Annotated in this window: 12 protein-coding genes; 8 read left to right on the forward strand and 4 right to left on the reverse strand. The window is 63.0% G+C overall.

Going from position 1 to position 15233, the window contains the following annotated elements; translation table 11 throughout:
• Positions 1-303 precede the first annotated feature (303 nt).
• Together AC1DUY_RS11845 and AC1DUY_RS11850 are read left to right on the forward strand one after the other, a co-directional pair.
• Entirely contained in the window at positions 304-2049 is a 1746-nt protein-coding gene (locus AC1DUY_RS11845) for a sulfatase-like hydrolase/transferase (RefSeq protein WP_175366850.1), read from the forward strand.
• A 181-nt stretch (positions 2050-2230) separates the two neighbouring features.
• Positions 2231-3937: a sulfatase-like hydrolase/transferase gene (locus tag AC1DUY_RS11850; RefSeq protein WP_478114653.1), complete on the forward strand. Its 1707-nt coding sequence runs from the start codon at positions 2231-2233 to the stop codon at positions 3935-3937.
• A 206-nt stretch (positions 3938-4143) separates the two neighbouring features.
• Here the strand turns inward: AC1DUY_RS11850 and AC1DUY_RS11855 are convergent, their stop codons facing one another.
• Together AC1DUY_RS11855 and AC1DUY_RS11860 are read right to left on the reverse strand one after the other, a co-directional pair.
• Positions 4144-5703, reverse strand: coding sequence for an ABC transporter permease/substrate-binding protein (locus tag AC1DUY_RS11855; RefSeq protein ID WP_478114429.1), 1560 nt, complete (start codon positions 5701-5703; stop codon positions 4144-4146).
• A complete protein-coding gene (locus tag AC1DUY_RS11860) occupies positions 5700-6500 on the reverse strand; it encodes an ATP-binding cassette domain-containing protein (RefSeq protein WP_478114431.1) in 801 nt (266 codons plus the stop codon). The genes AC1DUY_RS11855 and AC1DUY_RS11860 overlap by 4 nt, the downstream gene beginning before the upstream one ends.
• A gap of 368 nt (positions 6501-6868) precedes the next feature.
• Here AC1DUY_RS11860 and AC1DUY_RS11865 point away from each other — a divergent pair, with 368 nt between their 5' ends.
• Together AC1DUY_RS11865 and AC1DUY_RS11870 are read left to right on the forward strand one after the other, a co-directional pair.
• Complete coding sequence (locus tag AC1DUY_RS11865; RefSeq protein WP_478114655.1) at positions 6869-7675, forward strand: ABC transporter ATP-binding protein; 807 nt, start codon at positions 6869-6871, stop codon at positions 7673-7675.
• Positions 7672-8460: an ABC transporter permease gene (locus AC1DUY_RS11870; protein ID WP_439068901.1), complete on the forward strand. Its 789-nt coding sequence runs from the start codon at positions 7672-7674 to the stop codon at positions 8458-8460. The genes AC1DUY_RS11865 and AC1DUY_RS11870 overlap by 4 nt, the downstream gene beginning before the upstream one ends.
• A 50-nt stretch (positions 8461-8510) precedes the next feature.
• Here the strand turns inward: AC1DUY_RS11870 and AC1DUY_RS11875 are convergent, their stop codons facing one another.
• Positions 8511-8972 (reverse strand): cupin domain-containing protein, encoded by a 462-nt coding sequence (locus AC1DUY_RS11875; RefSeq protein WP_068738428.1) that lies wholly within the window; start codon positions 8970-8972, stop codon positions 8511-8513.
• 130 nt (positions 8973-9102) lie between these two features.
• Between AC1DUY_RS11875 and AC1DUY_RS11880 the strand changes: the two genes are divergently transcribed.
• The 3 genes from AC1DUY_RS11880 to AC1DUY_RS11890 all read left to right on the forward strand — a co-directional run bounded on the left by AC1DUY_RS11880 (position 9103) and on the right by AC1DUY_RS11890 (position 11915).
• Positions 9103-10158 (forward strand): ABC transporter substrate-binding protein, encoded by a 1056-nt coding sequence (locus AC1DUY_RS11880; RefSeq protein ID WP_439068902.1) that lies wholly within the window; start codon positions 9103-9105, stop codon positions 10156-10158.
• Between the two features lie 9 nt (positions 10159-10167).
• Complete coding sequence (locus tag AC1DUY_RS11885; protein ID WP_478114434.1) at positions 10168-10875, forward strand: NUDIX hydrolase; 708 nt, start codon at positions 10168-10170, stop codon at positions 10873-10875.
• A 65-nt stretch (positions 10876-10940) separates the two neighbouring features.
• A complete protein-coding gene (locus tag AC1DUY_RS11890; RefSeq protein ID WP_439076465.1) occupies positions 10941-11915 on the forward strand; it encodes a polyphosphate kinase 2 family protein in 975 nt (324 codons plus the stop codon).
• A gap of 150 nt (positions 11916-12065) precedes the next feature.
• On the opposite strand, the gene AC1DUY_RS11895 is transcribed toward AC1DUY_RS11890, so the two are convergent.
• Positions 12066-12959 (reverse strand): dihydrodipicolinate synthase family protein, encoded by an 894-nt coding sequence (locus AC1DUY_RS11895; protein ID WP_478114436.1) that lies wholly within the window; start codon positions 12957-12959, stop codon positions 12066-12068.
• A gap of 500 nt (positions 12960-13459) precedes the next feature.
• Between AC1DUY_RS11895 and AC1DUY_RS11900 the strand changes: the two genes are divergently transcribed.
• Entirely contained in the window at positions 13460-15040 is a 1581-nt protein-coding gene (locus AC1DUY_RS11900) for a 2-isopropylmalate synthase (protein WP_093760326.1), read from the forward strand.
• The last annotated feature ends 193 nt before the right edge of the window (positions 15041-15233 follow it).

Genomic DNA, 15233 nt, shown 5'->3' on the forward strand with positions numbered 1-15233 from the left:
GCCGCGACGGCTGAGCGCTGACATCCAAAACTCCGTCGTGCCCGGCCTTGTGCCGGGCATCTACGCCTTGGCCAAGAAAGAAGACGTGGATGGCCGGGACAAGCCCGGCCATGACGCGTTTATCTTTCATCTTTCCGGAGCACGTCCGCCCCGGACCGGCACCACCTGCGTCGAAAGGTTCATTGTCCGTTCATGACGTCTGTATTACGATTTTGTGACATTCCGCAGGGTCCGGGCGCGGCGTGAGCCGGCTGGCCGTTGCCAGACAGGGCAGTTGTCTTGCCGGGTGTTCGCAGGCAAGTCATGCTGCCGTCGCCGATCTCAGTCTCTCCGGCGCAAGCCGGCCGCCGCTTCAAGGAGCGATTGGCGGCCGCTTGGCAGTATGTTCGGCAGTGGCCGCTGCGCACGGCGCTGATCGCTGCGATCCATACGCTCGGGATCTATGTTCTCGCCTCGGTCGAATATGGCCCGTTCGCCATCACGCTGGCGCTGTTCACCTGGGGTTTGCTGAATTTCCTGTTCCTCGCGCTGTTCAAGCGGCCGGGGATCAGCGCGGTGCTGTCGCTGCTGCTGGTCACGACGCTGATCGTGCTGTCGCAGTTCAAGTTCGGCATCACGCAGCTCACGCTGACCTTCCTGGATTTCCTGATCATCGATCGCGACACGATCTCGTTCCTGCATTCGATCTTCCCGCAGCTGCGGACCTGGCTCCTTATCGCCGCTGCCGTCGCGCTCCCGATCCTGTGGCTGATCTGGCGCGCCGATCCGTTCCGCCTGCGCCGCCGCAGTGCGCTGGCCGGTGCGGGTGTCTGCCTGGCGGGGATCGTCGGCCTGTCGGCAGCCAATCCTGAAAAGCCATGGGAGCCGTTCCAGGGCGTCAATCACATTTCCAATCTGGCGCGCTCGGGCGTGGTTTCGGTGTCGCATCTGACGGCAACCGGCTGGATCGAGGCGGACTCCAAGAGCCTCGTGAGTTCGGCGCAGGCCTCGCCGATGACCACCTGCGAGCCGGGCGTGAAGCGGCCGAACATCGTGATGGTGCTGGACGAGTCGTCATTCGACATCTCGGCGGCGCCGGGCATCAAGGTGCCGGCCGGCTATCACGATAACTTCAAGTCGGCGGATGGCCAGCAGCGCGCGCTGATCACCGAATCCAGCGGCGGTCCGACCTGGTACACCGAGTTCAATATCTTCACCGGGCTGTCGGCGCGCTCCTTCGGTGCGCTGAAGTTCTATGTCACCCGCATTGCCGCCGGGAAGATCTCGCGCGGCCTGCCGCAGGCGCTGCAGCGCTGCGGCTACAAGACCTTCTCGCTGTATCCGACCTACGGCAATTTCCTCAGCGCCCGCAGTTTCCAAGAGGGCGCGGGCATCGACGGCTTCATCGACATGGCGGCGATGGGCGTCAGCGAGGACATGCAGCCCGACAGGTTCTATTTCGACCAGGCCAGGGATCTCATCGCGCGCGAGAGCAAGACCGACCAGCCGGTCTTCGTGTTGGTCTATCTCACTGCCAATCATTTCCCGTGGACCACGACCTATCGCGACGACCTGACGCCCGCCGGCTGGCAGGCGCCGGGCAATACGGCGGAGGTGGATGAGTATATCCGCCGCCAGGCCATGACGGCTGCGGACTACAAGGCCTTCGTCGCGCAGCTCCAGAAGGACCATCCGACCGAGCCGTTCCTGCTGGTGCGGTTCGGCGACCATCAGCCCGCGATCGCGCAGAAACTGCTCGAACCCGATCTGCCGCAGCCGAAGCGCGCCGACCGGATCATGACGCATGATGTCAGATACTACACGACCTATTACGCCATCGACGCGCTGAACTACCGCCCCGAACTGACATCGGCACTGTCGACACTGGATGCTGCCTATCTGCCTGTGATGGTGCAGGAGGCCGCACGCGTCCCGCTCGATCCGTCCTTTGTCGAGCAGAAGAAGATCATGCTTCGCTGCAAGGGCGTGTTCTACGGCTGCAAGGGCGGCGATGAAGCCAGCCGATTCAATCGGTGGCTGATTGATGCGGGGCTGATCAAAGATCTCTGACCCGGCCGGTTGCAGCAGTGAGGGCAGGGTGTCTGTCCATCCCGTTCAGGCCAAGGTCATTGCCCGTTCATGACGATTACATTACAAATTAATGACATATCGCAGTTTCCGGCTGCGACATGCGCCCTCTGGCCGTCGCCAGCCCAGGCCTGAGGCCTCGCCGGTGGTGTTGCGTGCCGCTATGGCGCCTCCGCTCAATCCAGTACCCAGCGTCTCGCCAACTGCTGTCGCCGCGCCGACCAGCATGTGGCGGCTGTTGGCCGTGGCTGCGCCGCATTTTGGCGCGCTGCTGGTAATGGTCCAGACCGAGACCGATCTGGTGGGCCGGATCGGCTTCGTGCTGGCCTGGGCCATCCTCAACTTCTTCTGGATTGCGCTCTTGCGCCGCCCCGCGCTGTCGGGAGCGCTGTCGCTGACCCTGGTCGTCATCTTGGTGCTGCTGTCGCGGTTGAAGCACGACGTGGTGCAGATGACCGCGAACTTCGTCGACCTGATGGTGATCGATCGCGATACCGCGGCCTTCCTGTTCACGATCTTTCCGAACCTGCGCTGGTCCGCCATTGGCGCCGCCGTGGTGGTGGTGCCGCTGATGTATGCGCTGTGGTGGCTCGATCCGTTCCGCATTCGACGGCTGCCGGCGCTGGCCGCGCTGACGGCTTGCCTCGCCGCTTTGACGGGATATGCGTTGGCTTGGCCCGATGAAGCCTGGCGCGGCTATTACGATGATGGCTATCTGTCGAAATTCGCGCGCTCCGGCGTCACCGCCGTGTCGGACTTCAGCAGCTACGGTTTCATGGAGTCCGACGCGGTCATCACCGAGCGGCTGAAGTTGCCGCTGGAGGATTCCTGCCATCCGGCGGGGCGTCGTCCGCATATCATCATGGTGCATGACGAGTCGTCCTTCGACATCCGTCAGGCCGCCGGCGTGAAGACGCCGAAAGGCTATGGCAGCCACTTCAATTCATGGGATGGCAAGGCGCGCAAATTTCTCGCCGAGAGCAATGGCGGGCCGAGCTGGTTCACCGAATACAACGTGCTGGCCGGGCTGTCGTCGCGCTCGTTCGGGCCGTTCTCCTATTTCGTCACGCGGATCGCTTCGGGCCGCGTCGAGCGCGGATTACCACTGGCGCTGCGCCGCTGCGGCTATAGCACCATCTCGCTCTATCCGGCCTTTGGCGCCTTCATGAGCGCGCGCAGCTTCCAGACCACTACTGGCGTCGAGCGCTTCTATGATGCCAAGGATCTTGGCGCCAAGGGCGTCGAGCCCGACAGCTTTTTCTACGATTCAGCGGCGCGCCTGATGGCCGAGCAGCCGCCGACCAATCCGCTGTTCATGTTCGTCTATCTCGCCGCTAATCACTTTCCGTGGGAGACCAAATTTCGCCCCGACATGACGCCGGGCTGGCGTGCGCCCGGCAATGTGCCGGTGGTTGATGAATATCTGCGCCGGCAAGCGATGAGCGTCGATCACTATAGCGCGTTCGTCGCGAAGCTGAAGAAGCAGTTTCCAGCGCAACCGTTCCTGATCGTACGCTATGGCGATCATCAGCCGGAATTCGCGCCGGGCATTCTCGATCCCAACATGGATGAAGCGGGCCTCGGCAAGAAGCTGCAGAGTTACGACCCGCGCTACTACGCGACCTACTACGCCATCGACGCGATCAATTTCGAACCGGTGAAGAGCGCGACGGTGATGGACACGATCGACGGGCCGTATCTGCCGCTGGTCATTCAGGAGGCCGCGGGGATTCCGCTGGACTCGTCCTTCGAGGAGCAAAAGAAGATCATGCTTCGCTGCAAGGGACTGTTTTACGCCTGCAAGGACGGCGCGGAAGCGCGACGATTCAATCGCCTGCTGATCGATGCGGGGATGATCAAGAATTTGTAGTCTCTCTTTCTTCCCCTCTCCCCCGCGAAGCGAAGCTTCGCAAGGTGGGAGAGGGTGGATCGACCGCTCTAGCGAAGCTTTGCTTCGCGCGGGCGGTCGAGACGGGAGGGGGGCGCCACGCGCGGCGCACCTTGCGGCTACCCCTCTCCCGCCTTCGCTTCGCTCAGGCACCCTCTCCCGCAAGGGGAGAGGGGAAGAAGAACACTCTACTTCGTCCCCATCTTCTCCCACATCCACCGCGCCACGCTCTCCGGCGAACTCGTCGCATCATTGCCTGCCGCGCGCAGGTTTGCCTCGCGCATCAGCGGTAGATCGATCCTGCCAAGCAACGGCTGCAACGCGCTGCGCAGCTTCTCATCGTCCGCGCGTTTCGGCGCCAGCAGCATGATCGCGTCATAGGGAGGGATGGCGTGTTTGGGATCGGCGAGCACCACGAGATCGTATTTCGCGATCAGCCCGTCACTGGTGTAGCCGGCGATGACATCGACCTCGCCGGAGGCGACGGCGGCATACATGAAGTCCGGCTGCATGGTGCGCTGGGCCTTGAATGACAGGCCATAGGCTGCCTTCAGCCCCGCCCATTCCGGCCGCGAGAAGAATTCGTAATCGCCGGCGATGGTCATGGTGGCGCTCAGCGCCGCGAGATCGGCCGCGGTCTTGATCCCGAGCGCTCGCGCCTTCACACGCGGCATTACCAGCGCATAAGCATTGGCGAAACCGAGTTCGCCGAACAGCGTGATGCCCTGCTTGGCAAGCGTCGTCTTCAGCTCGGTCAGCAGTTGCTCGCGCGGCAGGATCTCGGTGCGGTGAAACTGGTTGGCCCACAGCGTGCCCGAATAGTCGATGTAGACATCGATATCGCCGGAGGCCAGCGCATCGTAGATCACGCTGGAGCCGAGACCCTGCCGCGTCGTGGCGGGCAGGCCGGCCGCTTGCAGCCGCTGCGACATCAGCGCGGCCAGCACATATTGTTCGGTGAAGGTCTTGGCGCCGACCACGATGCGTGTGCCGGAGCGGGCGAATGACGGCGCGAGTGTGACGATCACCAGCGCCGCGATACCGAGCACGCCGATGGCGGTGCGGATGCGGCTGCGCAGACGGATGCCGGTCTCGATCAACGCCAGCAACTGATCGACGGCCAGCGCAAGCACCGCGGCGGCGACGCAGCCGAAGATCACCAGCACCCAGTTCTGTGTCTGCAAGCCTGCAAAGATGTAGTTGCCGAGCGAGGTCTGGCCGATCGGCGTCGACAGCGTCGCAGTGCCGATTACCCACACCGCCGAGGTGCGGATGCCGGCCATCATGACGGGGAGAGCGAGCGGCAGTTCGACCATGGTCAGCGATTGCCGCGGCGTCATGCCGACGCCTTGCGCTGCCTCGGTCAATGCGGGATCGACGCCGTTCAATCCGGTGATGGTGTTGCGCAGCACCGGCAGCATCGAATACAGCGCCAGCGCCAGCACCGCGGGCAGAAAGCCGAAGGCCGAGAAGCCGACGCCGAGATATTGCAGCGACAGCGCCGCAAGCGCTAGCAATAGGGGATAGAACAAAGCCAGCAGTGCCAGGCCCGGCACTGTCTGCACGATGCTGGCGATGCCGAGCAGGGCGCCGCGCAGCACCGGCCGATGTCGCGCGACGATCGCGAGCGGCAGGCTGATGACGAGGCCGAGCGCCAGTGCGGCAAGGCTGACGCGCACGTGGCTGCCGAGATAATCCGGCAGATGCCCAAGCGCGTCGCTCCAGCGCGGATCGGTGAACAGGCTCATGTCGCGCCGCCTTGGGGCGCCGCACTATCCTTCGGCAGCAGTATCTGAAGTCGTTCTGCTTGCCGGCGCGGTGTGCCCAGCAACTCGCCGACATAGGGATCGTTGCTTTCGGATAACTGAGTGGGCGTGCCCTCCGCGAGCAGTTTGCCGGAGCGCATCACCGCGATCCGGTCCGCGAGCAGGATCGCCTCCGTCATGTCATGGGTGATCATGATGGTGGTGAGGCCGAGCTTGTGATGCAGCGCGCGGTAGTCATCGCCAAGCGCATCGCGGGTCAGCGGATCGAGCGCGCCGAACGGTTCATCCATCAGCACGATGCGCGGCTTCGCGGCGAGGGCACGCGCGACGCCGACGCGCTGGCGCTGGCCGCCGGAGAGTTCGTGCGGGAAACGGTCGCGATGCTGCTTGCGGTCGAGGCGCACGAGATCGAGCAATTCATCGACGCGATCCGCGATGTCTCTGGCGGGCGTGCCCAGCAGTCTGGGCGTGATGCCGATATTGTCGGCTATGCTCATATGCGGAAACAACCCGCCGCTTTGGAACACATAGCCGATGCGCCGGCGCAGTTCGATGGGATCGACCTGCGCGACGTCCTCGCCAGCGATGGTGATGAGTCCCGCGTCCGGCGCGATCAACCGGTTGGCCAGTCGCATCAGTGTGGTCTTGCCGGAGCCGGAGCCGCCGACCACCGCGAGGAACTCGCCTTCGGCAACATCGAGCGAAACGTCATCGACGGCTTTGATGGCCCCGCCGTCGAAGCTCTTGCTGATATGGGAGAAGCGGATGAGGGGACTCATGCGCCGGATATCTTACGCGGTGCGTCGTCGCTTACCCTCCCCTGGAGGGGGAGGGTCGCCACGTGCGAAGCACGTGGCGGGGTGGGGTGAATGGGAAGCTCCATGGATGAACATGTCACCCCACCCCGGACAACGCGACCGCTGCTGCGCATCGTTCGCGTCGCCCGACCCTCCCCCTCCAGGGGAGGGTGAAGATGGGGCGCCGTCGATGTACCGAGTTCTGAAATCATCGCTGCAAAGCTATCATGCAGCATCTGGCCCACCAACCCGGCCCCACCGTTGAATTGTCCGTCTCGCAGCGCTAAGCCAGTGCCGGAACAAAAACACTTTGGGGGACGCGCGTGCAGGCAGGTGGGACCGCGGCATCGATGGCGGTGGCGCTTGATGACGCGACGGTGGCGTTCGGTATTGCCGACAATCGCATCTATACGGCGGTGGAGAAGGCGATACTCCGGGTCGCGGATGGCGAATTTGTTGCCATCGTCGGGCCGACCGGCTGTGGCAAATCCACATTGCTCAATGTCGCTGCCGGGCTGCTGGCGCCAGCCTCAGGTGCTGTCCGGATTTTCGGTCAGCCGCTGGGCGGACTGAACGCACATGCCGGCTACCTGTTTCAGGCCGATGCGCTGTTTCCCTGGAAGACCGCCCTCGACAATGTCGCCATCGGACTGGAGATCGCAGGTGTCGTGCGCGACGAGGCGTTGTCGCGGGCGCAGGACTGGTTGACCTCGGTGGGTCTCGGCGCCTTCGCCGGGCGCTATCCGCATATGCTGTCGGGCGGCCAGCGCAAGCGCATCGGTCTTGCGCAGGTGCTGATCCGCAATCCGAAAATCCTGCTGATGGACGAGCCGTTCGGGCCGCTTGACGCACAGACCCGGCAGGTGATGGGCAACCTATTGCTGGATCTGTGGAGCAGGGACCGCAAGGCGGTGCTGTTTGTCACGCACGATCTCGAAGAGGCAATCGCGCTGGCCGACCGCGTCGTCATCATGTCGGCGGGGCCGGGCTCGCGCATCATCGGCGACTGGAAGGTGCCGCTGCCGCGGCCGCGCGATATTTTCGAAGTGCGGCTCGACAAGGAATTTCACGCGCTTCATCGCGAGATCTGGAGCGTGCTGAAGGACGAGGTGATGAAGGGCTATGCGCAGTCCGCTGGTATGGGAGCCGCGTCATGACGCGTCCCGTGCTGCTGCTGTGTCAGGTGCTCGTCGCCGTGGTCGTCATCGGGCTGTGGCACCTGCTCACCACCGTGCCGGTGTTCGGCCGCATCCTGCTGCCGCCGTTCTTCTTCTCCAACCCCTGGGATGTCGGCAGCCAGATTGTTAGCTGGTTCGCTAGCGGGATCATCTGGAAGCATCTCGGCATCACACTGCTGGAATCCGTGCTAGCCTTCGTCATTGGCTCGACGCTGGGCGTGCTGATCGGCTTCTGGTTCGCGCGCCAGCCGCGGCTCGCCGCCATCTTCGATCCCTATGTGAAGATGGCCAATGCGCTTCCGCGCGTGGTGCTGGCGCCGATCTTCGCACTGTGGCTCGGGCTCGGCATCTGGTCGAAAGTCGCGCTCGGCGTCACGCTGGTGTTCTTCATCGTGTTCTTCAACGTCTATCAGGGCGTCAAGGAAGTCTCGCCCACGGTGCTCGCCAATGGCCGCATGCTGGGCATGAGCGAGCGGCAGTTGATGCGCCATGTGTTCTGGCCGTCGGCACTGTCGTGGATGTTTTCGTCGCTGCACACCGCGGTGGGTTTTGCCGTCGTCGGCGCCGTGGTCGGCGAATATCTCGGCTCCGCGGCGGGGCTTGGCTATGTCATCCAGCAGGCGGAGGGCACATTCGATGTGGCCGGCGTGTTCGCGGGCATGTTTGTGCTATCGGCCTTTGTGATCGCCATCGATATTCTCGTGACGATGGTCGAGAAGCGCTTGCTGGTGTGGAAGCCGGTGGCGAGCGAAGGGCGGAGCTGAGACGATTCCCCCGCCCCGCAAGCGGGGCGAGGTTAAGCAGAGCCCGTGGCTTATGGCAGCGGCTTGGTGTCGTCCGGCGCCTGCGGCGGGGTCTTGATGGCGATGGCGCGGAACGGCTTGCCGTCCGGCTTGGTGCCGCCATGGGGCGTGCCCTTCGGGATGATGATGAGGTCGCCGGCCTTGACCTGAACTTCCTTGTCGCCCAGCCACACGGTCCCGGTACCTTCCAGGATATACTGGATCTCGTTGGTGTTGGGATGCATGTGCTTCACCACATTGCCGTCCTGCACCGAGATGGTCGCGCCGTCGGCCTGCATGAACATCTTGGAGCGGAAGCCGGTGGGCGAGGCCGGGCCGAGTGCATCGCCGACGAGTTCGGGGACGTGGATGACCTGGGCGGTGATGTTTTCCGCAGCCTGTGCCGGCGTGATGCCCTCGGGCACGAGATGCGTGATGAGACAACCGGCGGCGAAGGCGGCCGTGATGGAGAGTGTTGCGGTGATGCGCTTCATGAACGTTCCCCCTGGATGACAATGATTTGCCGCGCGGATGCTATGTCGCGGGACGTGGGTTGACCAGTGCCGGCTTTCCAACCGGCAGAGGCTCCTCTATCCTCCGCGCCTGATAGCAGCGGAGGAAATAATGACAACAAACATAAAAACCGGCTTGAACCGTTTATTCCCCACACGTCTTTTCCTTGCGGGTCTTCTGTCGCTGTTTCTCGTTCATCCCGCTGCAGCGCAAACCAAGGTGACCATCGCCATCGGCGGCGGGGCGTGCCTGTGCTATCTGCCGACCGTGCTGGCCAAGCAGCTTGGCGAATACGAGAAAGCGGGTCTCGCCGTCGAACTGGTCGATCTCAAGGGCGGCTCCGATGCGTTGAAAGCCGTGCTCGGCGGCAGCGCCGATGTGGTGTCCGGCTATTTCGATCATTGCGTCAATCTCGCCGCCAAGAAGCAGGAGCTGCAATCCTTCGTCGTCTACGACCGCTATCCCGGTCTCGTGCTGGTGGTGTCGCCGAAGCACACCGGCAAGATCACGTCGATCAAGGATCTCGCCGGCAAGAAAGTCGGCGTCAGTGCGCCGGGCTCGTCGACAGACTTCTTCCTGAAGTATCAGCTCAAGAAAAACGGCCTCGATCCGGCCGGCACGGCGGTGATCGGCGTCGGCCTTGGCGCGACCGCGGTGGCGGCGATGGAGCAGGGCCAGATCGAAGCCGCGGTGATGCTCGATCCTGCCGTCACCGTGCTGCAGGGCAGCCACAAAGACCTCACGATTCTCAGCGATACCCGCACGCAGAAGGACACGCTTGCGGTGTTCTCCGGCGAATATCCCGGCGGCGCGCTCTATTCGACGACGGCCTGGGTCAAGGCTCATGAGAAAGAAGTGCAGGGGCTGACCAACGCGATCATGAATACGCTGAAATGGATTCACAGCCATACGCCGGAAGAGATCATGGCGAAGATGCCCGAAGGCATTGTCGGCAAGGACAAGGAGCTCTATCTCGCGGCGCTGAAGAACACGCTCCCGATGTATTCGGAGACGGGGCTGATGGATCCGAAGGGCGCAGCTGCCGTGCTCGCCGTGTTCAGCGAAGGCTCGCCTGAGGTGGCCAAGGCCAATATCGATGTCAGCAAGACCTACACCAATAAATATGTCGAGCAGTTCGCCAAAACGATGGGGACGAATGCGAAGTAGGTTCTGCGCATGATGACGCCGGTCATTCACCGCGTCACGCAACTCGACCTCACACGCAGTGATTGGCAGTGGCCGTTCGCGCGTGAGCGGCGGGACGAGATCGACGCTCACTTCGCAGGCAAGCGCACCGAGAAGCCGCAACTATTCAATGGGCGCGTGTTGCTGGCGCGCAATGCGCAGTTCACCGGCGAGCGGTTTCGCGCGGACTATTTCGAGACCGATTTTGCGAGCTTCTTGGCGTGGCGGGATTGGCGTTGTCCCGATCCGGATGTGTTCAACGGCTTTGGCATGGGCGCGCTGCGCGCCAGCGACGGCGCCTTCGTGCTCGGCGAGATGGGGCAACATACATCCAATGCCGGACGCATCTATTTTGCGGCGGGCACGCCTGATCTGGACGACCTGCGCGGCGATGTGGTCGATATCGCGGGCAGTGTGACGCGTGAAGTCGAGGAAGAGCTCGGCCTGACAGAAGCCGATTACCGCGCCGACGCTGGCTGGTCCTGCGTCGTGACGGACTTCTCGGTGGCGATGATGCGTCTTCTCGATGCGGATCAGCCGGGTGAGGCGCTGCGCAGCATCATCGAGGCCAATCTTGCCGGTCAGGCATCGCCTGAGCTCAGCGGAATTCATCTGGTGCGCAGCGAAGCCGACTTCACCCCGACGATGCCACTGTTTGTGACAGCGTTTATGACAGCGCAACTGACGCCAGCGGTGTGATCTGCTGGTATTGCCGGGATCGGCGCGCTACGCTTGCAATCCCCTGTCCCGGAGTTGCCGATCTCATGTCTGCCAAGCCAGTTGTGTCCGCGTTGAAGTCCTATATCGAGCCGTATCGGGTCGACGGTTCGAAAGCTTTCCACCTCAAGGCGCATGACACCAATGGCAGCGGCGGACTGCACAAGGAAACCGGCAAGAAGATCATCGAGGCCAACCGCCGCCGGCTGCAGGAGCTGCAGGAAAAGCTCTATGCGCAGGATCGCTGGTCGCTGCTGCTGATCTTCCAGGGCATGGACGCCGCCGGCAAGGACAGCGCCATCGAGAGCGTGTTCGACGGCATCAATCCGCAGGGCTGCGAGGTGCATTCGTTCAAGACGCCGTCGTCGAACGAACTCGATCACGATTTCATGTGGCGCCACACCATCGCGCTGCCGCAGCGCGGTCGTATCGGCATCTTCAATCGCTCCTATTACGAGGAATGTCTTGTGGTGCGTGTGCATCCGGAGATTCTCGCCAAGCAGAAGATCCCGGCGGAGCTGGTGACGAAGGATATCTGGCGCGAGCGCTTCGAGGACATCACCGCTTTCGAGAAATACCTCGCGCGCAACGGCACCGTGGTGCTGAAATTCTTTCTCAACGTCTCCAAGGAAGAGCAGCGCGAGCGCTTCCTCGATCGTCTCGAGCAGCCGGCCAAGAACTGGAAGTTCTCATCGGCCGATATCGCCGAGCGCGCGCTGTGGGACAAGTATCAGGAGGCCTATGAGGACCTGATCAAGCATACGTCCTGCGAGGAAGCGCCATGGCATGTGGTGCCGGCGGATCGCAAATGGTTCTCGCGCGTGGTGATCGGCTCGGCCATCGTCAACGCGCTGGAGAAACTGGACCTGCACTTTCCGACCGTGGACGGCGAGGCGAAGAAGGACTTTACGCTGATCCGCGAGGCGCTGGAGAAAGAAGGGCCGCCGCGGGAAGGCAAGCCTGTGGTGAAGAAGGTCGCTAAAAAGAAGGTGGCCAAGAAGAAAGCGGCGAAGAAAACGTGATATTTTCTGGCTGTCATCCCCGCGAAGGCGGGATCCATGCACGCCGAAGAGGCCGTTCGTACGTTGTCGTCGCGACTTTGCCGTTTTGATTGGTTCGACCGTGGCTATGGGTCCCCGCCTTCGCGGGGAGGACAGCTACGGCGGGCTAGTTTAACTCAGCTTCAATTCCTTCAGCACCTTTGCCACCTTCTCTTGCGCCGCATCCGTCAGCGGCAGCACCGGGCGTGGTGGCTTCGCATCCGTCAGCCCCATCTGCTCCGCAGCCGCATACATTACGCGCAGGCTGGAAAACTGCTTGAACAGATCCCACAGCGGCTGCATCGCGCCGTTGAGGCGGCGCGCTTCGTCGGCATTGCCGGCCTGCGCTGCGCGGGTGATGGCCAGACAACTCTTTGGAAACAGGCCCGCCGCCACGCAATACCAGGCGTCGCCGCCGGCCAGCAGTGTCTCCATCGAATTCCAGTCACCGGCGTAGCCGACCGAAAAGCCTGATGGCACGGCGGCACGCATCTGCTTCAGGTGATCTGCCGCGAAGCTGGCTTCGGGGGAGGTGCCCTTCACCGCGACGACGCCGGGAATACGCGCGATGCGGCCGACGAGGTCGGGCGTGAACTTGAAATGCGTGGTGGCGAAGTTGTCGTAGATCACGATCGGCAGTTTGCTTGTCTCGGCAACCGTCCGGAAGTGCTCGAACACCTCATCCTCGGTGAGCGGCGTATAGGACACCGGGGCGAGCAGGCCTGCGGCGGCGCCGGCCGCCTTGGCATCGCGGGCGAGTTCGATCGTCTCGTCGGTGCGGAGCGCGCCGATGCCGACCAGCACGGGGACGCGGCCGTTCACCTCCGCAACGGCGGCTTCAGTGGCACGCCGACGCTCGTCGCGGGAGAGGAACGGGTAAGAACCGGTGCTGCCCAGGAGGCCAATGGAATCGACCTTGGCCGCCGCCAGCGGCGCCACCAGCCGCCGTAGCGCGGGCGTATCGACCCTGCCATTCGTATTCATCGGCGTGATCGGGAAAGCGGATAATCCCCTGGCGAAAGTCATCGTCCTGTCCTCGCAATTGCCGTTCGGTCTTAGGGCAAAAGGGTGGCTGCGAAAACGTCCAGTTGGGGATGTTCTGGCTAGGCCAGTCGGCCACGCGCCCGAGCGCCTCCCAGGAGGATTTAGGTCAGTCTTCCTGACCCTCTTAGCCGTTGCAGGGCCCCGCATTTGTCGTCTAGAACGACCTCAGGCCCTCGTCGGCAACGAACCATCAAGGGTTTTCCTTGAGACTGGTTTCGGCCGAGGATGTGGGCCTGAAGGTGTGGCAATGCTGATTCGCAGCGACATGGTTGGAGTTTCCGGGGGAGTGGCTGTTGCCGCTGGTCCCGACGCGATTCCGGCTGCGCTGCGCTCGAACCTCCTTCTTGGCGGGCTGCTTCTGCTTATCTGCCCCTGAGCGCCGTCTGGGCCGTTTGGCCTGGGTACTCAGGGGATCATGACATTCAGAACCATCGGCTCCCTCTGGCGCCCAGACAGATGCGCCCCGACCTAAGGAATATCTCATGACTTCGACCACCCCGTCCGTTCAGGACAAGTCCGACAAGGACCGCGTCATCATTTTCGACACCACCTTGCGCGACGGCGAGCAGTGCCCCGGCGCCACCATGACCTTCGAGGAAAAGCTGGAGATCGCCGCGATGCTCGACACTATGGGTGTCGACGTCATCGAGGCCGGCTTCCCGATCGCTTCCGACGGCGACTTCGAAGCCGTCAACGAGATTGCCAAGCGCACCAAGAATGCCGTGGTCTGCGGCCTGTCCCGCGCCGGCCAGAAGGATATCGACCGCTGCGCCGAGGCGATCCGCCCGGCCAAGCGCGGCCGCATCCATTCCTTCCTGTCCACCTCGCCGGTGCACATGAAGTACAAGCTGCAGATGGAGCCCGACGCGGTCCATGATCTGGTGATCTCGTCAGTGACCCGTGCCCGCAACCATACCGACGACGTCGAGTGGTCGTCGGAAGACGGCACCCGCACCGAATTCGACTTCCTGTGCCGCTGCGTCGAGTCGGCGATCAAGGCTGGTGCGACCACGATCAACATCCCCGACACCGTCGGCTATTCGGTGCCCGAGGAATATTACGACCTGTTCAAGCGCGTGCGCGAGAACGTGCCGAATTCCGACAAGGCGATCTTCTCGGTTCACTGCCACAACGACCTCGGCATGGCCGTCGCCAATTCGATGGCCGGCATCCGCGGCGGTGCGCGGCAGATCGAATGCACCATCAATGGCATCGGCGAGCGTGCCGGCAATGCTGCGCTGGAAGAGATCGTGATGGCGATGAAGGTGCGCAATGACAAATTGCCGTACTGGAATAACATCGACACCACGATGCTGATGCGCGCCTCGAAGGAAGTCTCCGCCGCAACCTCGTTCCCGGTGCAGTACAACAAGGCGATCGTCGGGCGTAACGCCTTCGCCCATGAGAGCGGCATCCATCAGGACGGCATGTTGAAGAACGCGCAGACCTACGAGATCATGCTGCCGGAGACGGTGGGCGTGAAGCAGACCTCGCTGGTGATGGGCAAGCATTCCGGCCGCCATGCCTTCATCCACAAGCTGGAGGAGATGGGCTACAAGCTGGGTCAGAACCAGTTGGAAGACGCCTTCGTGCGCTTCAAGGCGTTGGCCGACCGCAAGAAGGACATCTACGACGAAGATCTGGAAGCGCTGGTCGATCAGGAAATGACCGCCGCCCATGATCGCATCAAGCTGGTGTCGCTGACGGTGATCGCCGGCACCCACGGTCCGCAGCGCGCGACCATGAAGCTGAACATCGACGGCGTGGTGAAGATCGAGGAGGCCGAGGGCAATGGTCCGGTCGATGCGGTGTTCAACTGCATCAAGGCGCTGGTGCCGCATGAGGCCAAGCTGGAACTGTATCAGGTCCACGCCGTCACCGAAGGCACCGACGCGCAGGCGGAAGTGTCGGTGCGTCTGGCCCATGAAGGCCGATCGATGACCTCGCGTGCGGCCGATCCGGACACGCTGGTCGCTTCGGCCAAGGCCTATCTCGGTGGGTTGAACAAGATCGTCATGAAGCGCGCGCGCGACATGCCGGCGCCGGTTGCAGCCGCGAGCTGATCTCGGATAACCTCTCCCCGCTCTGCGCGGGGAGAGGTCGCGCGGTCTTACGCGCGGGTGAGGGGCGGTTCGTTGTCCTCTCATCCCTCACTTACTGACGGGTCGCACCCGCACGATTCCCCACGCTGTTAGGCCATTGCCTCGCCCCTCACCCCGCCCCTCTCCCCGTGCAGAACGGGGAGAGGGAGCAGGC

It is taken from the genome of Tardiphaga sp. P4_G1 (assembly GCF_056401215.1).

Coding starts and splice junctions, on each gene's coding strand:
- AC1DUY_RS11845 (WP_175366850.1), top strand. CDS start 304: ATGCTGCCGTCGCCGATCTCAGTCTCTCCGGCGCAAGCCGGCCGCCGC.
- AC1DUY_RS11850 (WP_478114653.1), top strand. CDS start 2,231: ATGGCGCCTCCGCTCAATCCAGTACCCAGCGTCTCGCCAACTGCTGTC.
- AC1DUY_RS11855 (WP_478114429.1), bottom strand. CDS start 5,703: ATGAGCCTGTTCACCGATCCGCGCTGGAGCGACGCGCTTGGGCATCTG.
- AC1DUY_RS11860 (WP_478114431.1), bottom strand. CDS start 6,500: ATGAGTCCCCTCATCCGCTTCTCCCATATCAGCAAGAGCTTCGACGGC.
- AC1DUY_RS11865 (WP_478114655.1), top strand. CDS start 6,869: ATGGCGGTGGCGCTTGATGACGCGACGGTGGCGTTCGGTATTGCCGAC.
- AC1DUY_RS11870 (WP_439068901.1), top strand. CDS start 7,672: ATGACGCGTCCCGTGCTGCTGCTGTGTCAGGTGCTCGTCGCCGTGGTC.
- AC1DUY_RS11875 (WP_068738428.1), bottom strand. CDS start 8,972: ATGAAGCGCATCACCGCAACACTCTCCATCACGGCCGCCTTCGCCGCC.
- AC1DUY_RS11880 (WP_439068902.1), top strand. CDS start 9,103: ATGACAACAAACATAAAAACCGGCTTGAACCGTTTATTCCCCACACGT.
- AC1DUY_RS11885 (WP_478114434.1), top strand. CDS start 10,168: ATGATGACGCCGGTCATTCACCGCGTCACGCAACTCGACCTCACACGC.
- AC1DUY_RS11890 (WP_439076465.1), top strand. CDS start 10,941: ATGTCTGCCAAGCCAGTTGTGTCCGCGTTGAAGTCCTATATCGAGCCG.
- AC1DUY_RS11895 (WP_478114436.1), bottom strand. CDS start 12,959: ATGACTTTCGCCAGGGGATTATCCGCTTTCCCGATCACGCCGATGAAT.
- AC1DUY_RS11900 (WP_093760326.1), top strand. CDS start 13,460: ATGACTTCGACCACCCCGTCCGTTCAGGACAAGTCCGACAAGGACCGC.